Annotated in this window: 13 protein-coding genes; 8 read left to right on the top strand and 5 right to left on the bottom strand. The window is 68.6% G+C overall.

Annotated elements, in window-relative coordinates; translation table 11 throughout:
• Window positions 1-31: 31 nt before the first annotated feature.
• The gene (locus ACFQ6S_RS05535; RefSeq protein ID WP_383403902.1) at window positions 32-1,486 is read right to left on the bottom strand and encodes a DUF1996 domain-containing protein; all 1,455 of its coding nucleotides are present in this window, start codon (window positions 1,484-1,486) and stop codon (window positions 32-34) included.
• Window positions 1,487-1,739: 253 nt separating this feature from the next.
• Between ACFQ6S_RS05535 and ACFQ6S_RS05540 the strand changes: the two genes are divergently transcribed.
• Both ACFQ6S_RS05540 and ACFQ6S_RS05545 read left to right on the top strand, forming a co-directional pair.
• A complete protein-coding gene (locus tag ACFQ6S_RS05540; protein ID WP_383403905.1) occupies window positions 1,740-2,207 on the top strand; it encodes a hypothetical protein in 468 nt (155 codons plus the stop codon).
• A gap of 235 nt (window positions 2,208-2,442) precedes the next feature.
• Window positions 2,443-2,928 carry a hypothetical protein gene (locus tag ACFQ6S_RS05545; RefSeq protein WP_383403908.1) on the top strand — a complete coding sequence of 162 codons (486 nt, stop codon included), beginning with the start codon at window positions 2,443-2,445 and terminating at the stop codon, window positions 2,926-2,928.
• 263 nt (window positions 2,929-3,191) lie between these two features.
• Here the strand turns inward: ACFQ6S_RS05545 and ACFQ6S_RS05550 are convergent, their stop codons facing one another.
• Window positions 3,192-4,154 carry a hypothetical protein gene (locus ACFQ6S_RS05550; protein WP_383403911.1) on the bottom strand — a complete coding sequence of 321 codons (963 nt, stop codon included), beginning with the start codon at window positions 4,152-4,154 and terminating at the stop codon, window positions 3,192-3,194.
• An 808-nt stretch (window positions 4,155-4,962) separates the two neighbouring features.
• On the opposite strand from ACFQ6S_RS05550, the gene ACFQ6S_RS05555 reads away from it, so the two are divergent.
• Window positions 4,963-7,125, top strand: coding sequence for a SpoIIE family protein phosphatase (locus ACFQ6S_RS05555; RefSeq protein WP_383403914.1), 2,163 nt, complete (start codon window positions 4,963-4,965; stop codon window positions 7,123-7,125).
• A 96-nt stretch (window positions 7,126-7,221) separates the two neighbouring features.
• Here the strand turns inward: ACFQ6S_RS05555 and ACFQ6S_RS05560 are convergent, their stop codons facing one another.
• Window positions 7,222-8,406, bottom strand: a complete 1,185-nt coding sequence (locus ACFQ6S_RS05560; protein ID WP_383403916.1) for a type III polyketide synthase — start codon at window positions 8,404-8,406, stop codon at window positions 7,222-7,224.
• Between the two features lie 532 nt (window positions 8,407-8,938).
• Between ACFQ6S_RS05560 and ACFQ6S_RS05565 the strand changes: the two genes are divergently transcribed.
• Entirely contained in the window at window positions 8,939-9,712 is a 774-nt protein-coding gene (locus ACFQ6S_RS05565) for a TIGR03084 family metal-binding protein (RefSeq protein ID WP_383403919.1), read from the top strand.
• Between the two features lie 91 nt (window positions 9,713-9,803).
• On the opposite strand, the gene ACFQ6S_RS05570 is transcribed toward ACFQ6S_RS05565, so the two are convergent.
• A complete protein-coding gene (locus tag ACFQ6S_RS05570; RefSeq protein ID WP_383403922.1) occupies window positions 9,804-10,379 on the bottom strand; it encodes a CGNR zinc finger domain-containing protein in 576 nt (191 codons plus the stop codon).
• Window positions 10,380-10,470: 91 nt separating this feature from the next.
• On the opposite strand from ACFQ6S_RS05570, the gene ACFQ6S_RS05575 reads away from it, so the two are divergent.
• Window positions 10,471-11,643, top strand: a complete 1,173-nt coding sequence (locus tag ACFQ6S_RS05575; RefSeq protein ID WP_383403925.1) for an epoxide hydrolase family protein — start codon at window positions 10,471-10,473, stop codon at window positions 11,641-11,643.
• A 337-nt stretch (window positions 11,644-11,980) separates the two neighbouring features.
• On the opposite strand, the gene ACFQ6S_RS05580 is transcribed toward ACFQ6S_RS05575, so the two are convergent.
• Window positions 11,981-12,775 carry a helix-turn-helix domain-containing protein gene (locus tag ACFQ6S_RS05580; RefSeq protein ID WP_383403928.1) on the bottom strand — a complete coding sequence of 265 codons (795 nt, stop codon included), beginning with the start codon at window positions 12,773-12,775 and terminating at the stop codon, window positions 11,981-11,983.
• 73 nt (window positions 12,776-12,848) lie between these two features.
• Here ACFQ6S_RS05580 and ACFQ6S_RS05585 point away from each other — a divergent pair, with 73 nt between their 5' ends.
• The 3 genes from ACFQ6S_RS05585 (at window position 12,849) to ACFQ6S_RS05595 (ending at window position 15,486) form a co-directional block, all read left to right on the top strand.
• On the top strand, window positions 12,849-13,667 hold the full coding sequence (locus ACFQ6S_RS05585; protein WP_383403931.1) for a phytanoyl-CoA dioxygenase family protein: 819 nt from the start codon (window positions 12,849-12,851) through the stop codon (window positions 13,665-13,667).
• On the top strand, window positions 13,664-13,936 hold the full coding sequence (locus tag ACFQ6S_RS05590) for a hypothetical protein (RefSeq protein ID WP_383403934.1): 273 nt from the start codon (window positions 13,664-13,666) through the stop codon (window positions 13,934-13,936). The genes ACFQ6S_RS05585 and ACFQ6S_RS05590 overlap by 4 nt, the downstream gene beginning before the upstream one ends.
• A 65-nt stretch (window positions 13,937-14,001) precedes the next feature.
• Window positions 14,002-15,486, top strand: a complete 1,485-nt coding sequence (locus ACFQ6S_RS05595) for an RICIN domain-containing protein (protein ID WP_383403938.1) — start codon at window positions 14,002-14,004, stop codon at window positions 15,484-15,486.
• Window positions 15,487-15,496: the final 10 nt, after the last annotated feature.

Here is a 15,496-nt window from a genome sequence, read left to right on the forward strand (position 1 = left end):
GCCGCCGTCACGTTCCTTGCCGGCTAGGAGGTCAGCGGCACGTTCGGCCGGTGTTGATGCACTGGACCATCCGGTTCATCAGGCGGTCGTCGAAGACGTTGATGAAGTCGCCGTGGTCCGTGATCGGCTTGTGCATCTGCTCCGGGAAACCGTCCACCGCGTAGAAGGGGCTGGACTGCCCGTTGTCGTCGAGGCTGGGCGCGTCCACGTCGTAGACCAGACGCTGGACCAGCTGCGGAATGGCCTTCATGCCGCTCGGACAGGCACCGGTCCTCGGGTCCGCGAACGCGACATGTGACCGGTGGTTGGCACTGTCGGTGCTCCTGCCGTCCCAGCAGCTCTGGAACTTGGACGTACGGACCAGGCTGCTGCCTTCCGGGCAGACCGGGTACTTGTCCGTCAGCTGCCGGTTCTCGAAGCCGGTGCAGCTCCACGCGGCGTTCGCGTTCGCGGTGCCGTTGGTGAATGCCTTTGCGTCACCGGTGATGATCCGCAGAAACTTGGGCATCGCCACGACCTTGCCACGCGTGCTGCCGACGAAGTTCAAGGTGACCTTGGAGGCGGTCAGGATCTTGCCGCCGTTGCCCTCGGCGCCGCCGCCGAGCTCCTGAGCGTCGAACTCCTGCGTGCCGTCCTGCAGACGCAGCACCGGCCAGTAGTAAGTGGACTTGTCGCCCTGGTTGCGGCAGCTGGTCGCGGCGGAGGCGAACTCCTCGTTGGTGGTGAACGCGTCGTTGTCCTGATTGCCGACGTAGTCGTGCGTATGGTGCGCGCCGTTGTCGACGCCGGGGGCGACGATGATGTTGTCGGAGTTGTAGAGCTTGTTCTCGTTGACGCCGCACCGGGTGGTGAAGGTGCCCGGGGAAGCGCCACGCGACTTGCGAGGGCTCTTCACATTGGGCCGGACCGTGGTGATGTCCACGAAGTCGCCGGCCACGGGGCCGTTGCCTCGGTCGACGGCGTCACTCTGCTCCTGCTCCTGGTCCCGCTCCTGTTCTTGGGCGCCGGAGGCGAGGAGCGTACACGCGGCGAGGGAATCAAGGCCCTGCGGCCTGGTGCCCGACTGGCCTATGGTGATCGCGATCCGGTCGATGGTCGCGACACGCTTGTCTTCCAACGGAGCCATGATCGAGTTGGTGGCGAAGTTGCCGTCCTGCTGGATGACCTTGGTCGAACTTCGCAGCCGCTGGTAGGCCTCGGCCACCTGTTTGTCGAGCAGCGCGAGTTCCTTGTCGACCTGCGCCCTGGCCCGGGCGGGGACCGAAGTCAGCTTGGCACCCACATCCGGGCAGCTGATGGTGGTGGCCCCGTCGGCCCGATCAGCCAGCCCCTGGGCAGCACCTTTCGTCGAGTCGCTGTTCGCGCTCTCGTGGGCGGAGGCGTACACGTTGACCGCGACCAGCCCTCCCGCTCCGAGAGCCAGACCTGCCGTTGCGGCGATGACCCGGTGTGTTGTCTTCGATCGCTTGCGGGTGTTGTGTCGCATGGGACTCCTCTGAGGTTCTGGGCGTCAGATGTGTCGACGACGGCTGACGTGACCAGAGTTACGAGTGGGGTCAGCGAGGGAGCGGGCCTTCTGGCGTCATGTCATGCCTACGTAAGAACTCGGGTGCACCGGCGGTGAGCGATGCCGGGCCGGTTGCGTCTTACGGATGTCTTACGCACGTCCGACGGGCGCCGTGCGCCACCGGGCGGCCGCCTAGCGTGGGCCGATGCGATCCCTGCGTACCTTGCGTGTGATGGCCCTGGCGACCGCCGTTCCGCTGCTGTTGGCAGCCACCGGCGTGATGCACCCTCGCCATGTGACGGCGCTGACGGCAGTGCGCTGGGCCGGACTGCACATCGGCCTGCTGCCCGTCTTCTCGCTCCTCGTGCTCGGACTGGTGGTGCCCGTGTGGGGCAGGCCGCAATGCGACTTGAAGGGAGCCTTGGCGGTGTTTCCCTGGGCCGGATGTCTGGGCTCCGCCGTGTATTGCTCGGACGTCGATGCGGTGGCCGACAAATCCGCTGGCATCGGGGTGGACCGCGGGATGCGTGGGGCGGCGGAGGGCGCCGGGTCGGGGCCGAGGGGCGTAGCGGTTCACGAACAGGAACTGGACGGGCAAGGGCGACAGAAGGGGATGGCGGGCGGGCGGCCCGGGGCGGGGGCGAGCCGTTCCGGCTTGGGGCGTGCCGCAGCCGTCGTACGGATGGCAGGGACAAGGTGAGTGCCGCCGGGTTCCTGGCCGGTCCCGACGTCCGCCCGTTCCGCGCCACCTGATCCGCCCGCCCGCCGCTCAGCACGGCCGTCAGGGCGACGCCCATGCCAGGAACGGGCGCAGCAGGTTCCCCCGCCGAGCGTGGAGCTGACCGATGGACTGACGCGCAGCAATGGTCAGCGGGCGGTCCGGCGACTCGCGAAACGGGAGTGCGTTGGGCCTGGCGGCCGGGCAGCCTGGTGGGGTGGCTGATCTGCTGTGGGATGACGTGAGTGACTTCTTCGACCCTGACCTGATGGGGCCGCTGCCGGATGTGCGTGTCCCGGATGCCTCGGTGGAGGACTGGCAGACGGTTCTCGATCTTGTCGTGGAGAAGGGCTGGAAGTGCCGGTACTGCGAGGGAGGGACGGTGCTTCCGATGCCCCGGGCGGAGCCCGTGCTCGCCCGCCCGGCGGATGCCGAGTTCCCGGACCTGCGGGTCTGGCCCACTGCAGATGTGTTGGCGATCTTCCGTTTTCACGCCGCCGATGAAGTCGACTTCGACGTCGACCTGCGGGAGTTGCAGGGCCAGGAGCGAATTGATGTGTTCTGCGGCTTCCTCCGGGAGATCGGGCGGCGGTTGGGTAAGCCGGTGCTGATGGACCCGCAGGGCGACTATGGCCATCCGGTGCTCGGCTTCGACGTCGATGCTGATCGAGTCGTCGTCCTCGCAGATCCGCTGGCCAGGTGACTGAGGCCGACGGCTGCGGTTGTAGAGGGTTCCATCGTGGAGACTGAGGCGACGGTGGCGTCGTCGCAGGTAGCGGCCGTTGCGTCGGGAGACGTACGCCTTGCCGCCTCCGAAGCGGTCCGGCTGGGGGCGTGGGTGGCCTCCGCCTAGGCGCCGGACCCGGATGCGCATCCCCTTGTCGAAACCGTCTCCAAGGCCACCCGAGGCTACGACGCGGCAAGAAGATCAACGGAAACGTGTGGCAGACGCGCAGCTCCGCGGCGCTACCCCCGCCACCGCACCCCGTGCCGCCGCCGGAGCCGGTGGATCTCCCACCAGGCCAATGCCGTCACCGACACCGGGCCACCGAGGAACACGCAGACCGCGAGCGGCACAGGGCCCGGCGGCAGCCCGCCCGACGACAGGCCGAGGTAGGCGAACACCCAGACCACGACGGTGGTGACCAGCGCGGGCAGCGCCGCGTGCAGGGCAGACAGGTTGAAGGCGTGGCGCAGCGCCGGACCGGTGGCGAAGCAGAGGAAGAAGATCACCCACCAGAACGGCGCCCAGCACACGAACATCACGGACGCCCAGAGCAGCAGCCCGGACAGCCCGTTGGCGCTGCTGGGCAGCAGACTCATCCCCTCGCCGGCCGCCGTGAACAGTAGCGGCACCAGCGTCCAGGCGCCGAAGTACCACAGGGCCGACCTGCCGGCCGGCCACAGCTGTGTCCGCATGGCCCGCCGCGTATCGGGCCTGGCTGCCCAGAAGAGCAGCGCCACCACCACCGCCGCGCTCAACAGCGCCAACCAGGGTGCGAACAGCATCTGTTGCAGGAGCTCCCCCGGCAGGTCCTGCCAGCCTCCGAACGCGGTCAGCAGCCCCACCGAAATGACGAGGGCCATCCAGGCCCGTACCCGCTGCACCCGGAACACCTCGGGATCCTCGACCCGCCCTGCCGGGCGTACGGGGAAGACCCGGCGCGCCATGCGGCGGGCCGTACGGGCCAGTTGGTAGCCGACCAGCAGCGGAACGGTCAGCCACCACAGGCACGGGAGGATCAGCACCAGCAACACCCAGGGGGACGCCTGCCCCCGCCGCCCCCTCAACACCTCACCCAACGGGGGCCATTCGTCCTCCCGCAGCCGTCGCCACAGTGGCGTGTACGGCAGCGGCGGGTCGCCCGCAGGCCGCGGCCCGCCGGTCGCGGGCGGCGGGCCGGACGGGCGGGGTGGGTCGATGGTCATGGGTGTCCCTTCCACGGTCCCGGTCAGAGACGCGACCCAGCCCGGCCACGGTTCCCGACCGCAAACCCACGTCCTTGGCCGGCTGGGCGTGGCGCCTTTCCGTGCGAGACGCCTGGTCATGAGCGTGGTGGCTGCTCAGGTGTCCGGATGCCGCTGGGCGGCCTCGACCCCGCGAAGCTCGGCTTCACCGGAGGCCGCCGGGCTGCCCGCTCGCCGGACTGACCGCACCGCAGGCGCTGCGCGACGAGCTGGGCCTGAAAGCCGGTGACCGGGTGTTCATCTCCGGCGGCGCGCGCGGCGTGGGCACCTTGGCGACTCAACTCGCCGTCTCCATGGGCGCCGAGGTGGCCACCACCGCCTCGCCGCGCGGCGCCGACCTGGTGCGCTCGCTCGTCGCGATAACCGTCATCGACTACCTCGGAGCCGGATACCGCCCGCAAGGGCATGGGCAGGGGCCCAATGCCGGCCGTGGTGTTCGGGATGCTGAGCGCGAAGATCCGGCCCGAGGCACGCCGGCACGGGGCGGGACACCGCTTCCTTTTCATGCACCCCAGCGGAACAGACCTGCAGCACCTGGCAGCCCTGATCGACATGGGCGCACTGAAGCAGCGCGCTTCATCGGGCATCCGTCACCGAACGTAGCCTCCCACCACTGTCCGCACTCACCATGCGATCCGCTGGTGGAGGCGAAGCAGCCCCGGGTGTTATTGAATGAGGTGTGCGCTCAGGAATTTCGGGACCCTGTCGCCCGGGTTCTGTTACGGCCCCGGCGCTGTGCCGGGGGTGGCGAGCGAGCTGAGGGAGCCGTATGGACTCCACATCCTCCCCCTCGTCCTCGTCGCCGTTCGACATGGTCAGCAGCGCCTTGGGGCGGTACATCCCACGTGGCGAAGCGGCTGCGGACGCCGGTTCTGCCGACTCCGAGGGCGACCGCACCGCCCGCCAGCGCGTACACGCCCCTCCGGCCCCCGGCCGTCAGGGGCAGATCCTCGGCGCGGTCAACCTGGACCCGGATCTGAGAATCACCCGCAGCAACCTGGACGCCCCCGTTTTCGTTGGGGTGGAGGCCGTGACCGGGAGCCCTTTCGTCGATCTTCTGCCTCCCGGGGACGTACCGACGGTCACACGACGGTTGCGGCAGGTCCTCGAGACCGGTGAGCCGCACGTCGCCAGGGTCCAGCGCCTGCGGCGCAGCGACGGGTCGGAGCTGGTGGTCTCGATGAGCATCCTGGCCGCCGCGGTGCCTCAGGAGGGCCTGACCGTCACGCTGATCGCCATGGCGAAGAGGCTGCACCTGTACGCCGCCGAGACCGCGATCGGTACCTCGTTGGACATCGGCGAGACCGCGCAGTCGCTGGCGGAGTCTCTGCTGGCCTGGGGAGACGTGGCCGCCATCGACCTCGACTTCGCCGTGTGGACGGGCGAGGTGGTCACCGAGCAGCCGCAAGGGCGGATCCGGCTGCGGCGGGCGGCCCTGGTGCCGGACCGGGCGTGGCCCGACGGCTACGTCACTCCGGGTGACGACCTGCCCAGCGATGCGAGTCGCTTGCTGTCACAGGCCATACTGCGTGACGATGCCGCGCAGGCCATCGTCATACCCGACCGGCAGGCGATCGAGCGGGTGCTCGGCAGTGCCCGACTGGTACGTGCCCTGGTGCCCAGTGACCGGGCGGCGGGTGTGGCGTACATACCGCTGGTCCTGGACGGCACGCCGCCCGTCGTTCTGGGTGTGGCGGAGGTCTGGCGTCGGGCGGACCGCCCCTTCCACGACAGCGAGCTGCTCGACCTCCAGGAGCTGGTGGCCAGGACCTCTCATCACGTGGACCTGGCCCGTCAGCACCAGCGCGAGCACACGCAGGTACTGGCGTTGCAGCGCCGACTGCTGCCAAGGTCCGCCGGCGACACCATCGAGACCGCCAGCGTCTACCAGCCCGCCACCCCCGACAGCGCGGGCGTCGGCGGTGACTGGGTGAACAGCTTTCCGCTGCCGGACGGCCGTACTGCGCTGGTGGTCGGTGACGTCGTCGGGCACGGCCTGGGAGCCGCGGCAACCATGGGGCAGCTGAGCATGGAGGCCCGCGCGCTGCTGTCCGCGGGGCTGGCGCCCGATGAGGTGCTGGAGCACCTGGACGAGACCGTGTCGCTGCTGGACGACGCGGAGTCCGGGCTGGCGGCGGGTTACAGCGCCCTAGGGTCGACCTGCTGCATCGCCGTCTACGACCCGGTCAGCCACCGCGTGACGCTGTCCAGCGCCGGCCACCTTCCCCCGGTCCTGGTGCCTCCGGACGGGCCCGCCGGGTCGGTCTCAATCCGCCCCCACCCCGGACTGGGCGCCGAGTTCGCGCTGCGGGAGCCGTTCGACGTGCACGCCTTCGCCGTACCCCCGGGCTCGCTGCTCGCCCTCTACACCGACGGCCTGGTGGAGGACCCCGCCGTATCGATCGACGAGGGTATCGACAGGCTGGCGGAAGCCGTGTCCACGGTGCACCCCTGGGATGTCCTGCAGCAGGCCGCGCGGAGCCTGGTCTCCGCACTGGCGCCGGTGCGCCGGCGCGACGACGTGACCCTGCTGCTCGCGCGCATGATCGGCTACCGCAAGGGGGACACCGCGACCTGGCGGCTGCCCGCCCGCAGTGACGCGGCCGCCCGGGCCCGCACGCTGGTCTCCGCGCTGCTGGAGCAATGGGGCACCAGAGATGACACCCGGGACAGCGTGCTGCTGGTGGTCAGCGAACTGGTCGCCAACGCGGTCCGCTTCGCCGAAGGACCCCTCACGCTGCGGTTGATCAGGACGGGTAACGGGCTGCTGTGCGAGGTGGGTGACACCGGCAACGGCAGGCCGCGGCTGGGCCGCGACGGGCTCCTCGACGACGGTGGCCGTGGCTTGCACGTCGTGCATGGACTGACCACCCGGTGGGGGGTGCGGTGGACGGACACCGGCAAGGTGGTCTGGGCTTCGGTCGCGAGGTGACGCGGCTACGGCCGGCTCGCGCGGCGTGCCCTCGTCGGGAGCCGTCACCGGCGGCACGGGCGGCGACCGGTTCGGTACGGGTGGCGTGAGCGGGCCCTACAGCCATTCCCCTTCCAGGGCGGTGGCCGTGAGTCCCGGGGCCGCCGCATACAGGACGGCACGACTGCCCGGTGCCTGCCCGGCGTCGTGCGCCCTCCGCAGGATGTCGAACACGGCGGCACCTCCGCGGTTGCCGCTGGTGTAGCTGTCCCGGCTGTAGTCCAGCAGCCCCGACGGCCAGCCGTCGGGCATCGTCTGCTCCATGTACTCCAGCACCCGCGTCCCGCCGGGGTGCGCGAGCAGAACATCGGGGTGCCAGGAGTCGGGGTCGTCCCGGTAGCGGGCCTGCAACCACTCCCACATCGCAGTGACCGTCTCCTGTACGGCGCGCGGGCCGCGCCGGTCCATCACGAAGTGGGTGCCGTCCGCCTGAGTCTCCAGGCGGTGCAGGTCCTGGGTGCCGGGCAGAGTGTGGTTCCAGGAGGCGTCCAGTCGCAGCACCGACTCGGGCCTCGGGCGGCCCGTGACCACCGCGGCGACCGCGGTGTCCGCGAACAGCAACCGGACGATCAAGGACTCCAGAGTGTCGTCCGCGGGCTGGTAGGTCGTGCTCAGGGCCTCCGCTATCACGACCAGGACCACCCGGTCGGGGTCCGCGGCCACGAGATCCGCCGCCAGCGCCAGGGAGCGGGTCCCGGCGATGCAGGCCCACTGCGTGGCCGGCAGCAGCAGCACGTCGTTGCGAAGCGGGAGCTTGTTGGCCAGGGCGACGTCCAGCCCCGGCAGCGCCGGGGTGGTGGAGTTGCTGGTGATCAAGCAGTCGACGTCCGTGGCGTCCAGCCCGGCGATCTGCAGGGCCCCGCGCGCCGCACGCTCCCCGCAGGCCTGTACGGCCGCCCAGGCCGGCGCGGTGCGTTCCTGGACGGTCTGCGGCGCGGGTATCGCCTCGAGGGCGGCGATCACGCGATCCACGTCCTGTTCGGTGAACCCGTCACCGGCCAGCGCCTCTCGGGTCGGCGCGATGCCGGCGGCCGGCACGCCGCTCCCGTTGCCAGGCGCGACGGCGGTCTCCAGCGGCACCATCCATCCGCGAGCTTCGATGCCCGTACTGGCCGCGATGCCGTCAATCCGCGGCGCCCACGCCGCGTGCGGGTGTCGGTCGCGCACCTCCGCCACGATCTCGCTGGTCTTCACGGTGTGCTCGCCGTGTATCACGGCAGGCGGGCACAGGTAAGCGGCCATGATTGGCACCTTTCTACGGGAACGAGGAAGAACGTCACGAACGCTGTGTCATGGATCACTTCGGCACGGCGCATCCAAGTCAATGACTATGTGCACTACTTCAGGCCTCAGTGTCCGGTTCGAGCATGGATGCTAAATGGACATTTGCGCTGTGATCTGGGCAACTTGGATGGCCTTGTTGTGCGTGACGCGGCGCACACTGCTGCGCAAGGGGCTAGGCGCGGTGCCGTACTCCCTGACGCGCCGTCAGTCCAGAGCTCAGAGGTCCGCGATGTGCGTTCTCGGCATCGCTCCCGGGAGGTCCTGGAGAACCGTGCAAGGGGGGAGCGAGCAGGTGCGGACGCGTTTCCCCGCCGGTCCATCGGGAGTGGCGCATCCGATACGTCAAGGTCGGACGGATGCGTCCGCATCCCCGGCAGTGTCCTTCGCGAGTCCGTCGCCTCGCGCGCCGTGGAGCGGCTTGACTATGGTCATCCGTGGATCGACCCCATCGCCAGTGTCAGTCGTCAACCCGTCTGAAGGGTGATACCGGATGCTCAACTACGACCTCGATGTCTCCGGGTTAGAGCGCGATCTCGTTGTGCCCGACTTGGTGGCCGAAGGGGATGATCTCGACGCCCTGATATCGGCCCAGCCGGACTGGACCAAGCCCACACCGGCAGTGGGCTGGACGATCGCCCATCAGATCGCTCATCTTGCTTCAGCCGATGCGAACGCTCTCATCGCCGTGCGGACCCCTGAGGCGTTCGACACCGTGCTGAAGCAGGCCGCAGCCGCGGGCAGCCAATACGCGGATCTCGACGCGGCCGCGGGAGCGGCCAAACCGCGTTCGGCACTGTTGGCACAATGGCGCGCCGGCCGAACCGAGGTGGCGGCGGCGCTTCGTGACGTTCCAGAGGATCACGGGTTTCCTTGGTACGGCTCGCAGATCACCGCAGCGCTCATGGCACCGCTTCGATTGATGGAAGTGTGGGCCCACGGGCAGGACGTTGTCGATTCACTGGGTGTGTCACGTCGTCCTACAGGTCGGCTCAAGCATGTGGCCTCGCTGGGAGTGATAGGACGAGAGCTGTCGTTCTACGCTGCTCAGTTGCCCGGTCCGGCAGAGCCGTTCCGCATTGAACTGACCGGTCCCGCCGGCCAAACGTGGGCATGGGGCCCGGAGGATGCCCAGCAACGGGTTCAGGGCAGCGCCCTCGACTTCTGCCTCCGAGTTACCCAGCGCAGGTCCCGAGCTGAAACTGACCTCACAGCGGTCGGTGAGGACGCGCACAAGTGGCTTGATATTGCACGTGTTTTCCTCTGACCAAGAACGTCGGCCGAGCGCCTTTTCAGGGTGCGGCCGAGGCGTCGGCTCTCGACGAGCGCTGCCGGGACGCTGCTGGTGACCGCGTCGATCACTCCGCCGATCTGGGATTTTTGCGCTGGTTGGCATTGAAGCGCGCTTTCTTCTGACGATTCCCGCACGTGTTCATGTCGCACCATTTGCGGGTGCGACTCTGGCTGGTGTCGAAGAAGGCGGCTTGGCAGGTTGGTGATGCGCACAAGGCCAATTTTCCGTCTCGTTCGCCTGCGATGATGCTGATCGCGTCGGCGGCGATCACGCCGAGGGCATCTTGCACGCAGGAAGCCGAGTTGAGACGCCATTGCCGCTTGCCCTCGGGCGTCAGAATCGCTGCGGCCCGACCCTGAGCGCTGAAGTCATTGATGACTTGGACAGCAGATGCAGGAAGAGCGTCCTGGATCGCGGCCGCTGTCGCGACGGCGTGAATCGACTCCCTCAGCTCCCGAGCGAGGTCGAGCTGTGCAGTGGTGCAGGAGTCCACGGCGAGGCCGCTCATCGCCAGCCAGTCGACGAGTCGCTGCGGCGTGGGAATGCGCTCCACAGCGTCGCCATGACGCTCGGACAGAGTCCCCGTGAAGCTGGTCGCCAGCACAGTACCGAGGCGGAAGTCAGGGAATCCAGCACGCATGGAACCACCTTAGCCGGTTGCAACGTGGCTCGGGGAACTGCTAGAACCGTCTTAGCCGGTTCCGCGATGGCCGCGATGGCCAGGAGGTCTCATGCCCCGTCCAACCAGCGACGTGCAAGCATTTGAAGCCCATGCACCTGACGCCGACCTCGACGATCTGCGCGCGCGACTGGCCGCGGCGCGCCTGCCGGAGGCCGAGACGGTCTATCGCCCCGCGCCCGACCCTCGCCGATGGGAGCAGGGCGTTCCGCTGGCCGACCTCGTCGATGTCGTGAACTACTGGCGCACCGGGTACAACTGGCGGCCGTTCGAAGAGCGCCTCAACCGGATCGGCCAGTTCCGCACGACCATTGATGATCTGGGGATCCACTTCCTGCACCGCCGATCCGCGCGCGCAGACGCCACTCCTCTGATCTTGACGCACGGGTGGCCCGACAGCATTGCTCGGTTCATCGATGTAGTGGACGAGCTGGCAGATCCGAAAGATGCGGACGCGCCGGCGTTCCACGTCGTGGTCCCGTCGCTACCTGGTTTTGGTTACAGCGACAAGCCGGCCACCACCGGGTGGGGGACCGAAAAGATCGCGGCCGCATGGGTGGAACTGATGGGCAGGCTCGGCTACAGCATGTTCGCAGCCCACGGCGGCGACTGGGGAGGCAATATCACCACGGTTCTCGGCGGTAGGTTCCCGGCTCACGTTCTCGGCATCCACACAACGTTCGCGGAGGGCCCGCCCGGGTTGACCACGGACGGGCTGACGGCGGTCGAGCGCAAGTGGACCGAGGAGACCCGCGATTTCTGGCGCCACCGCGCGGCGTACGCGAAGCAGCAGGCGACCCGACCGCAGACCATCGGCTACTCCCTCGTCGACTCGCCGGTCGGGCTTCTTGCCTGGATCCTCGACAAGTTCGCCGAGTGGTCGGACACCGAAGACAGCCCGTTCGAGACGATTTCCCGAGACCGCATTCTTGACGACGTGACCCTGTATTGGCTGACGCGGTCCGGCGCATCGGCGGCCCGCATTTACTACGAAAGCCACAACTCGCTGGACCCCGAACTTCGGGTCGACGTCCCGTCAGCGATCACTATGTATCCGCGCGACGTCGAGAAGTGTCCGCGCGCCTGGGCACAGGAGCGGTACCGACAGATCGTCCGATGGAGGTCGCCCGAAATCGGGGGACACTTCCCCTCGCTGGAGGTTCCCGAGTGCTTCGTCAAGGATCTGCAAGAGGGCCTTGGAGCAGTGCTGGCCGCCAATCGGTGAACGCGGCTCGGCGACCCGGCACTCGGTCACCCCCTGATCCGGCTCCAGGCGTTGCCCGACGCTTCCAGGCCGGGCGTCTGGAAGCGGGACATCCACGGGACCCGTTGTAGGAGGCTGGGCATCCCGGAGTTCCGCCCCTGTGGCCGATGCCAGCCCTCTGCCTGTGTCCGACTTCTCGGCAACAGCGTGTGCTGGGGAGGGGCCCTCCGTGCCGTCGTCGACCGTGGCCGCGCTGCCCAGCGTGGGCGCCTCGCCGAACACCGCGGTGATCAGCCTGCGCGGCACTGCCCTGTGGACGCGCCTTGCCTGGCCGCCGGCAGCTGTCCGTCGGCACCGCTTACGGTCCTCGGCGGTCCAGCCCCGCACGGCCGGCCGCACGTACGTCACGCGGGCTCGCGCCGAATTCACGGCGGCAGGCCTTGTTGAAGGCCTGGAGATCGGCGATGCCCACGGCCGCGGCGATGGCGGTGATGGACAGGGTGGAGGACAACAGGAGGTGGCGGGCGCGTTGAAGGCGTCGGTGCCGGATGTACGACACGACCGTGAGGCCGGTTTCGGCACGGAACACACGCGTCAGGTGTGTGTGGGATATTCCGACGGCGCGAGCGACGTCCGGTACGGACACCGGGCCGGCCAGGTGTTCCTCGACGTAGGCCTGTGCGGCGGCAACGAAGGGGTGGCGGCGCCCGGCTCCAACGCCTTTCGGCAACTCGGCGATGCGCCACAGAGCGGTCCAGACCTCGGCCGTGGCTCGCGGGGGAGCGGTCGGCATGGCCGTCACGGCGTGGCGGAGCAGATCGGCCAGGTGTGTGCTCTCGGCAGCGGCGTCCTGCATCACCGGTACCACCCGCGCGGTTCCGCCGTCGTGCAGCCGCAGATGGACGTAGAAATGCTCCGACCTGCCCCGGTAGTGAAAGTGCACCTCAGTGTTGGGAGGCACCAGGCTGACGTGACCGGGGCGTATGGGGTGGACCGACTGTCCGAGAGACAGTGCGCCCTCGTAGTTGTAGAGGTGCAGCTGCCACAGGTCGGGCAGCCGGAAGACGTCGTGCGCGCTGGAGACGCCGTGCACCCCGATGCCGGCGTTGACCACGGTGGGCGCCTGGTCGATGCGTACTGTCGCGTGTTTCACGAGGATGGAAAATTACCAGCACTGGACGATTTCAGCCCACGACCGATCCAGATCGGACCCGTAGGTTCGTCGCATGTCAACCAGCAAACAACTCCTGACATCGGTTCAGGTGGCGCGCTTCGCCGCGCAGGGATTCCTGCGCCTGGACGGGGTGGTGCCGCAGGAAATCAATGAACGGGCCATCGCGACCTTGACCGATGGCCTGCCGGACGTGGCCTACGGCACAGCGCTGGGCGGAGCGTTCGCGCCGGACACCTTCGTCCACGAGCTGCTCAGCCTGCCGGTCGTCGCAGGCGCCGTCGAGAGCCTGGTCGGCCCCGAGCCGACCGTCGACCACCATGCGGTGCATGTGCGCGAGCCGCACGAGGGACGCGCGCAGCCGCTTCACGGAGACGCGATCATCGACGTGCGGCCGGATGCGTTCGACATCCAGCTCATGTACTACCCGCACGAGGTGACCACCGAGATGGGCGGCACCCTCAGTGTGCCCGGAAGCCATCTGCGCCGGATCAACGAGACGGACATCGGCCGCGTCCAGAACCTCAGGGGGCAGACCCGTCTGACCTGTCCGGCAGGCACGGTCGTTCTCGTGCACCACGGCATCTGGCACGGTGGCCGCCGCAACGACACCGAGCGCCGTCGCTACATGTACAAACTCCGCCTCAACCCGACCGTGCCGCAGGTGCGCCTCTGGGACACCTCCGACCTGCACGACCCTGCGGTGACCGCGGAACTCAACACGTACCTCCCCTGGTACGAGCAGGCCACGGCCCGACTGGAGATCTACAACCGAGTCCTGCTGTGGCGGGCCCTGACCGGTGACGGCTCGTTCGATGTCGAGTACTGGGTCACGCGCGTCAGCAACCGGCCGACCCTGAGGAGTCACGCATGAGGCAGCAGGTCCTGGTCCTCTACCTCGCCACGTCGGCGCTGGACTCCGACGTCGTCGGCTGGTCCCGATACGACGGGACCGGCCGGACCCACCCGACGACCGGTGACAGCGACGAGCCGCCCTATCCCACAGGGCTTGCCGCGCTGCTCGACGGGTGGCGCCTGTTCCAGGCATCCCAACTGCTGCCGCCGCAGGCCGGTCACGAGTACGACGTCTCCTTCCTCAAACACGAGTTCTTCTTCGAGAAGGTGGAGGACGGCTCTCGATGACATCCATATTTCCGTGGCGGAGACGCGGGAGGCGAACGGCCGTCCTTGGCGCGGTGACCGCCCTGATGGCAACGCTACTGACCGGGTTGGGCGCCGCCGGGACGGCGCGGGCGGCCACGGTGGATACGAGCGCGTCTTATGTGCTGGTCAACCGGGGCAGTGGCAAGGCTCTTGATGTGGCGGGCGTGAGCACGGCTGATGGAGCGGGTCTGACGCAGTGGACCCGCACCGACAATGCCAATCAGCGGTTCCAGTTCGTCGATTCGGGCGGTGGCTACTACCGGCTGAAGGCGCAGCACTCGGGCAAGGTGCTGGACGTCCTGAACTACTCCACCGCCGACCACGCGGACGTGGTGCAGTGGGGCGACGCCAATGGGACCAACCAGCAGTTCCGGCTGGCCGACTCGTCGGACGGCTACGTCCGGCTGATCAACCGCAACAGCGGCAAGGCCGTCGAGGTCCAGAACGCCTCGACTGCGGACGGCGCCAAGGTCGTGCAGTTCACGGACTGGGGCGGGGCCAACCAGCAGTGGCAACTGGTCCGCGCTACGGCAGCGCTGTCGCAGGTGCACACCGCGGGGCGGGTCAAGGACAACGGAAACACGGTGCAGTACAGCTGGCCCGGCGTCTACTTCGAGGGCCGCGTCAGCGGCACCGGCGTGGGTATCGTGCTCAACGACTCGGCCGCCGACTACGACGTCCAGATCGACGGATCCACCGTCGCCACGCTCGTCACGCCCGGCAACACCATGCACTGGATCGACGGCCTGTCCAACGGCACGCACACCGTCCGGCTCGTCAAGCGCAACGACACCCCGGGGGACACCAGCGCGTTCGGAGGCTTCGTCGCCGCCCCCGGAGGCGCCGTACTGAGCAAGCCGGCCGCCCGCAGCCGCCAGATCGAGTTCATGGGCGACTCCCTCACGGTCGGCTACGGCAACCTCTCGGCCTCCCGCACCTGCACCTCGGACCAGCTCAAGCGGACCACCAACTCCGACGTGAGCTACGGCGCCCTCACCGCCCGGCGGCTGAACGCCGACTACCAGATCAACGGCTACTCGGGCCTCGGCATGGTGCGCAACTACAACGGAGGCCGTACGGACGTCACGTACCGGACCTTCTACGACCGTGCCCTGCTGAACGCGTCCGGCGACGTCTGGCAGAACCCGGGCACCTGGCGCCCCCAGGTCGTCGTGGTCAACCTCGGCACCAACGACTTCTCGACCGCCATCAACCCCGGTGAGCCATGGACGACCGACAGCCTCGCGGCCGGCTACCGCACCGCCTACGGCGACTTCATGGAGAAACTGCGGGCGCGCTACGGGGCCGACACGACCATCGTGGCGGTGGGCGCTGGCCAGTACGCCGGTCATGTCCAGCAAGTGGTCAAGGCGCGCAACGACGCCGGCGACAGCCGGGTCCGCTACTGGTTCCTCGACGACTCGGGCCTGGACTTCCTCGGCTGCGACTGGCACTACTCGGCCCACGACGACCGACTCATCGCCGACCGGCTCACCTCATTCATCGCCGGTCTGCCGACGGGCTGGTGACCGGCACACT

It is taken from the genome of Streptomyces sp. NPDC056479 (assembly GCF_042795335.1).
Taxonomy (GTDB): domain Bacteria; phylum Actinomycetota; class Actinomycetes; order Streptomycetales; family Streptomycetaceae; genus Streptomyces.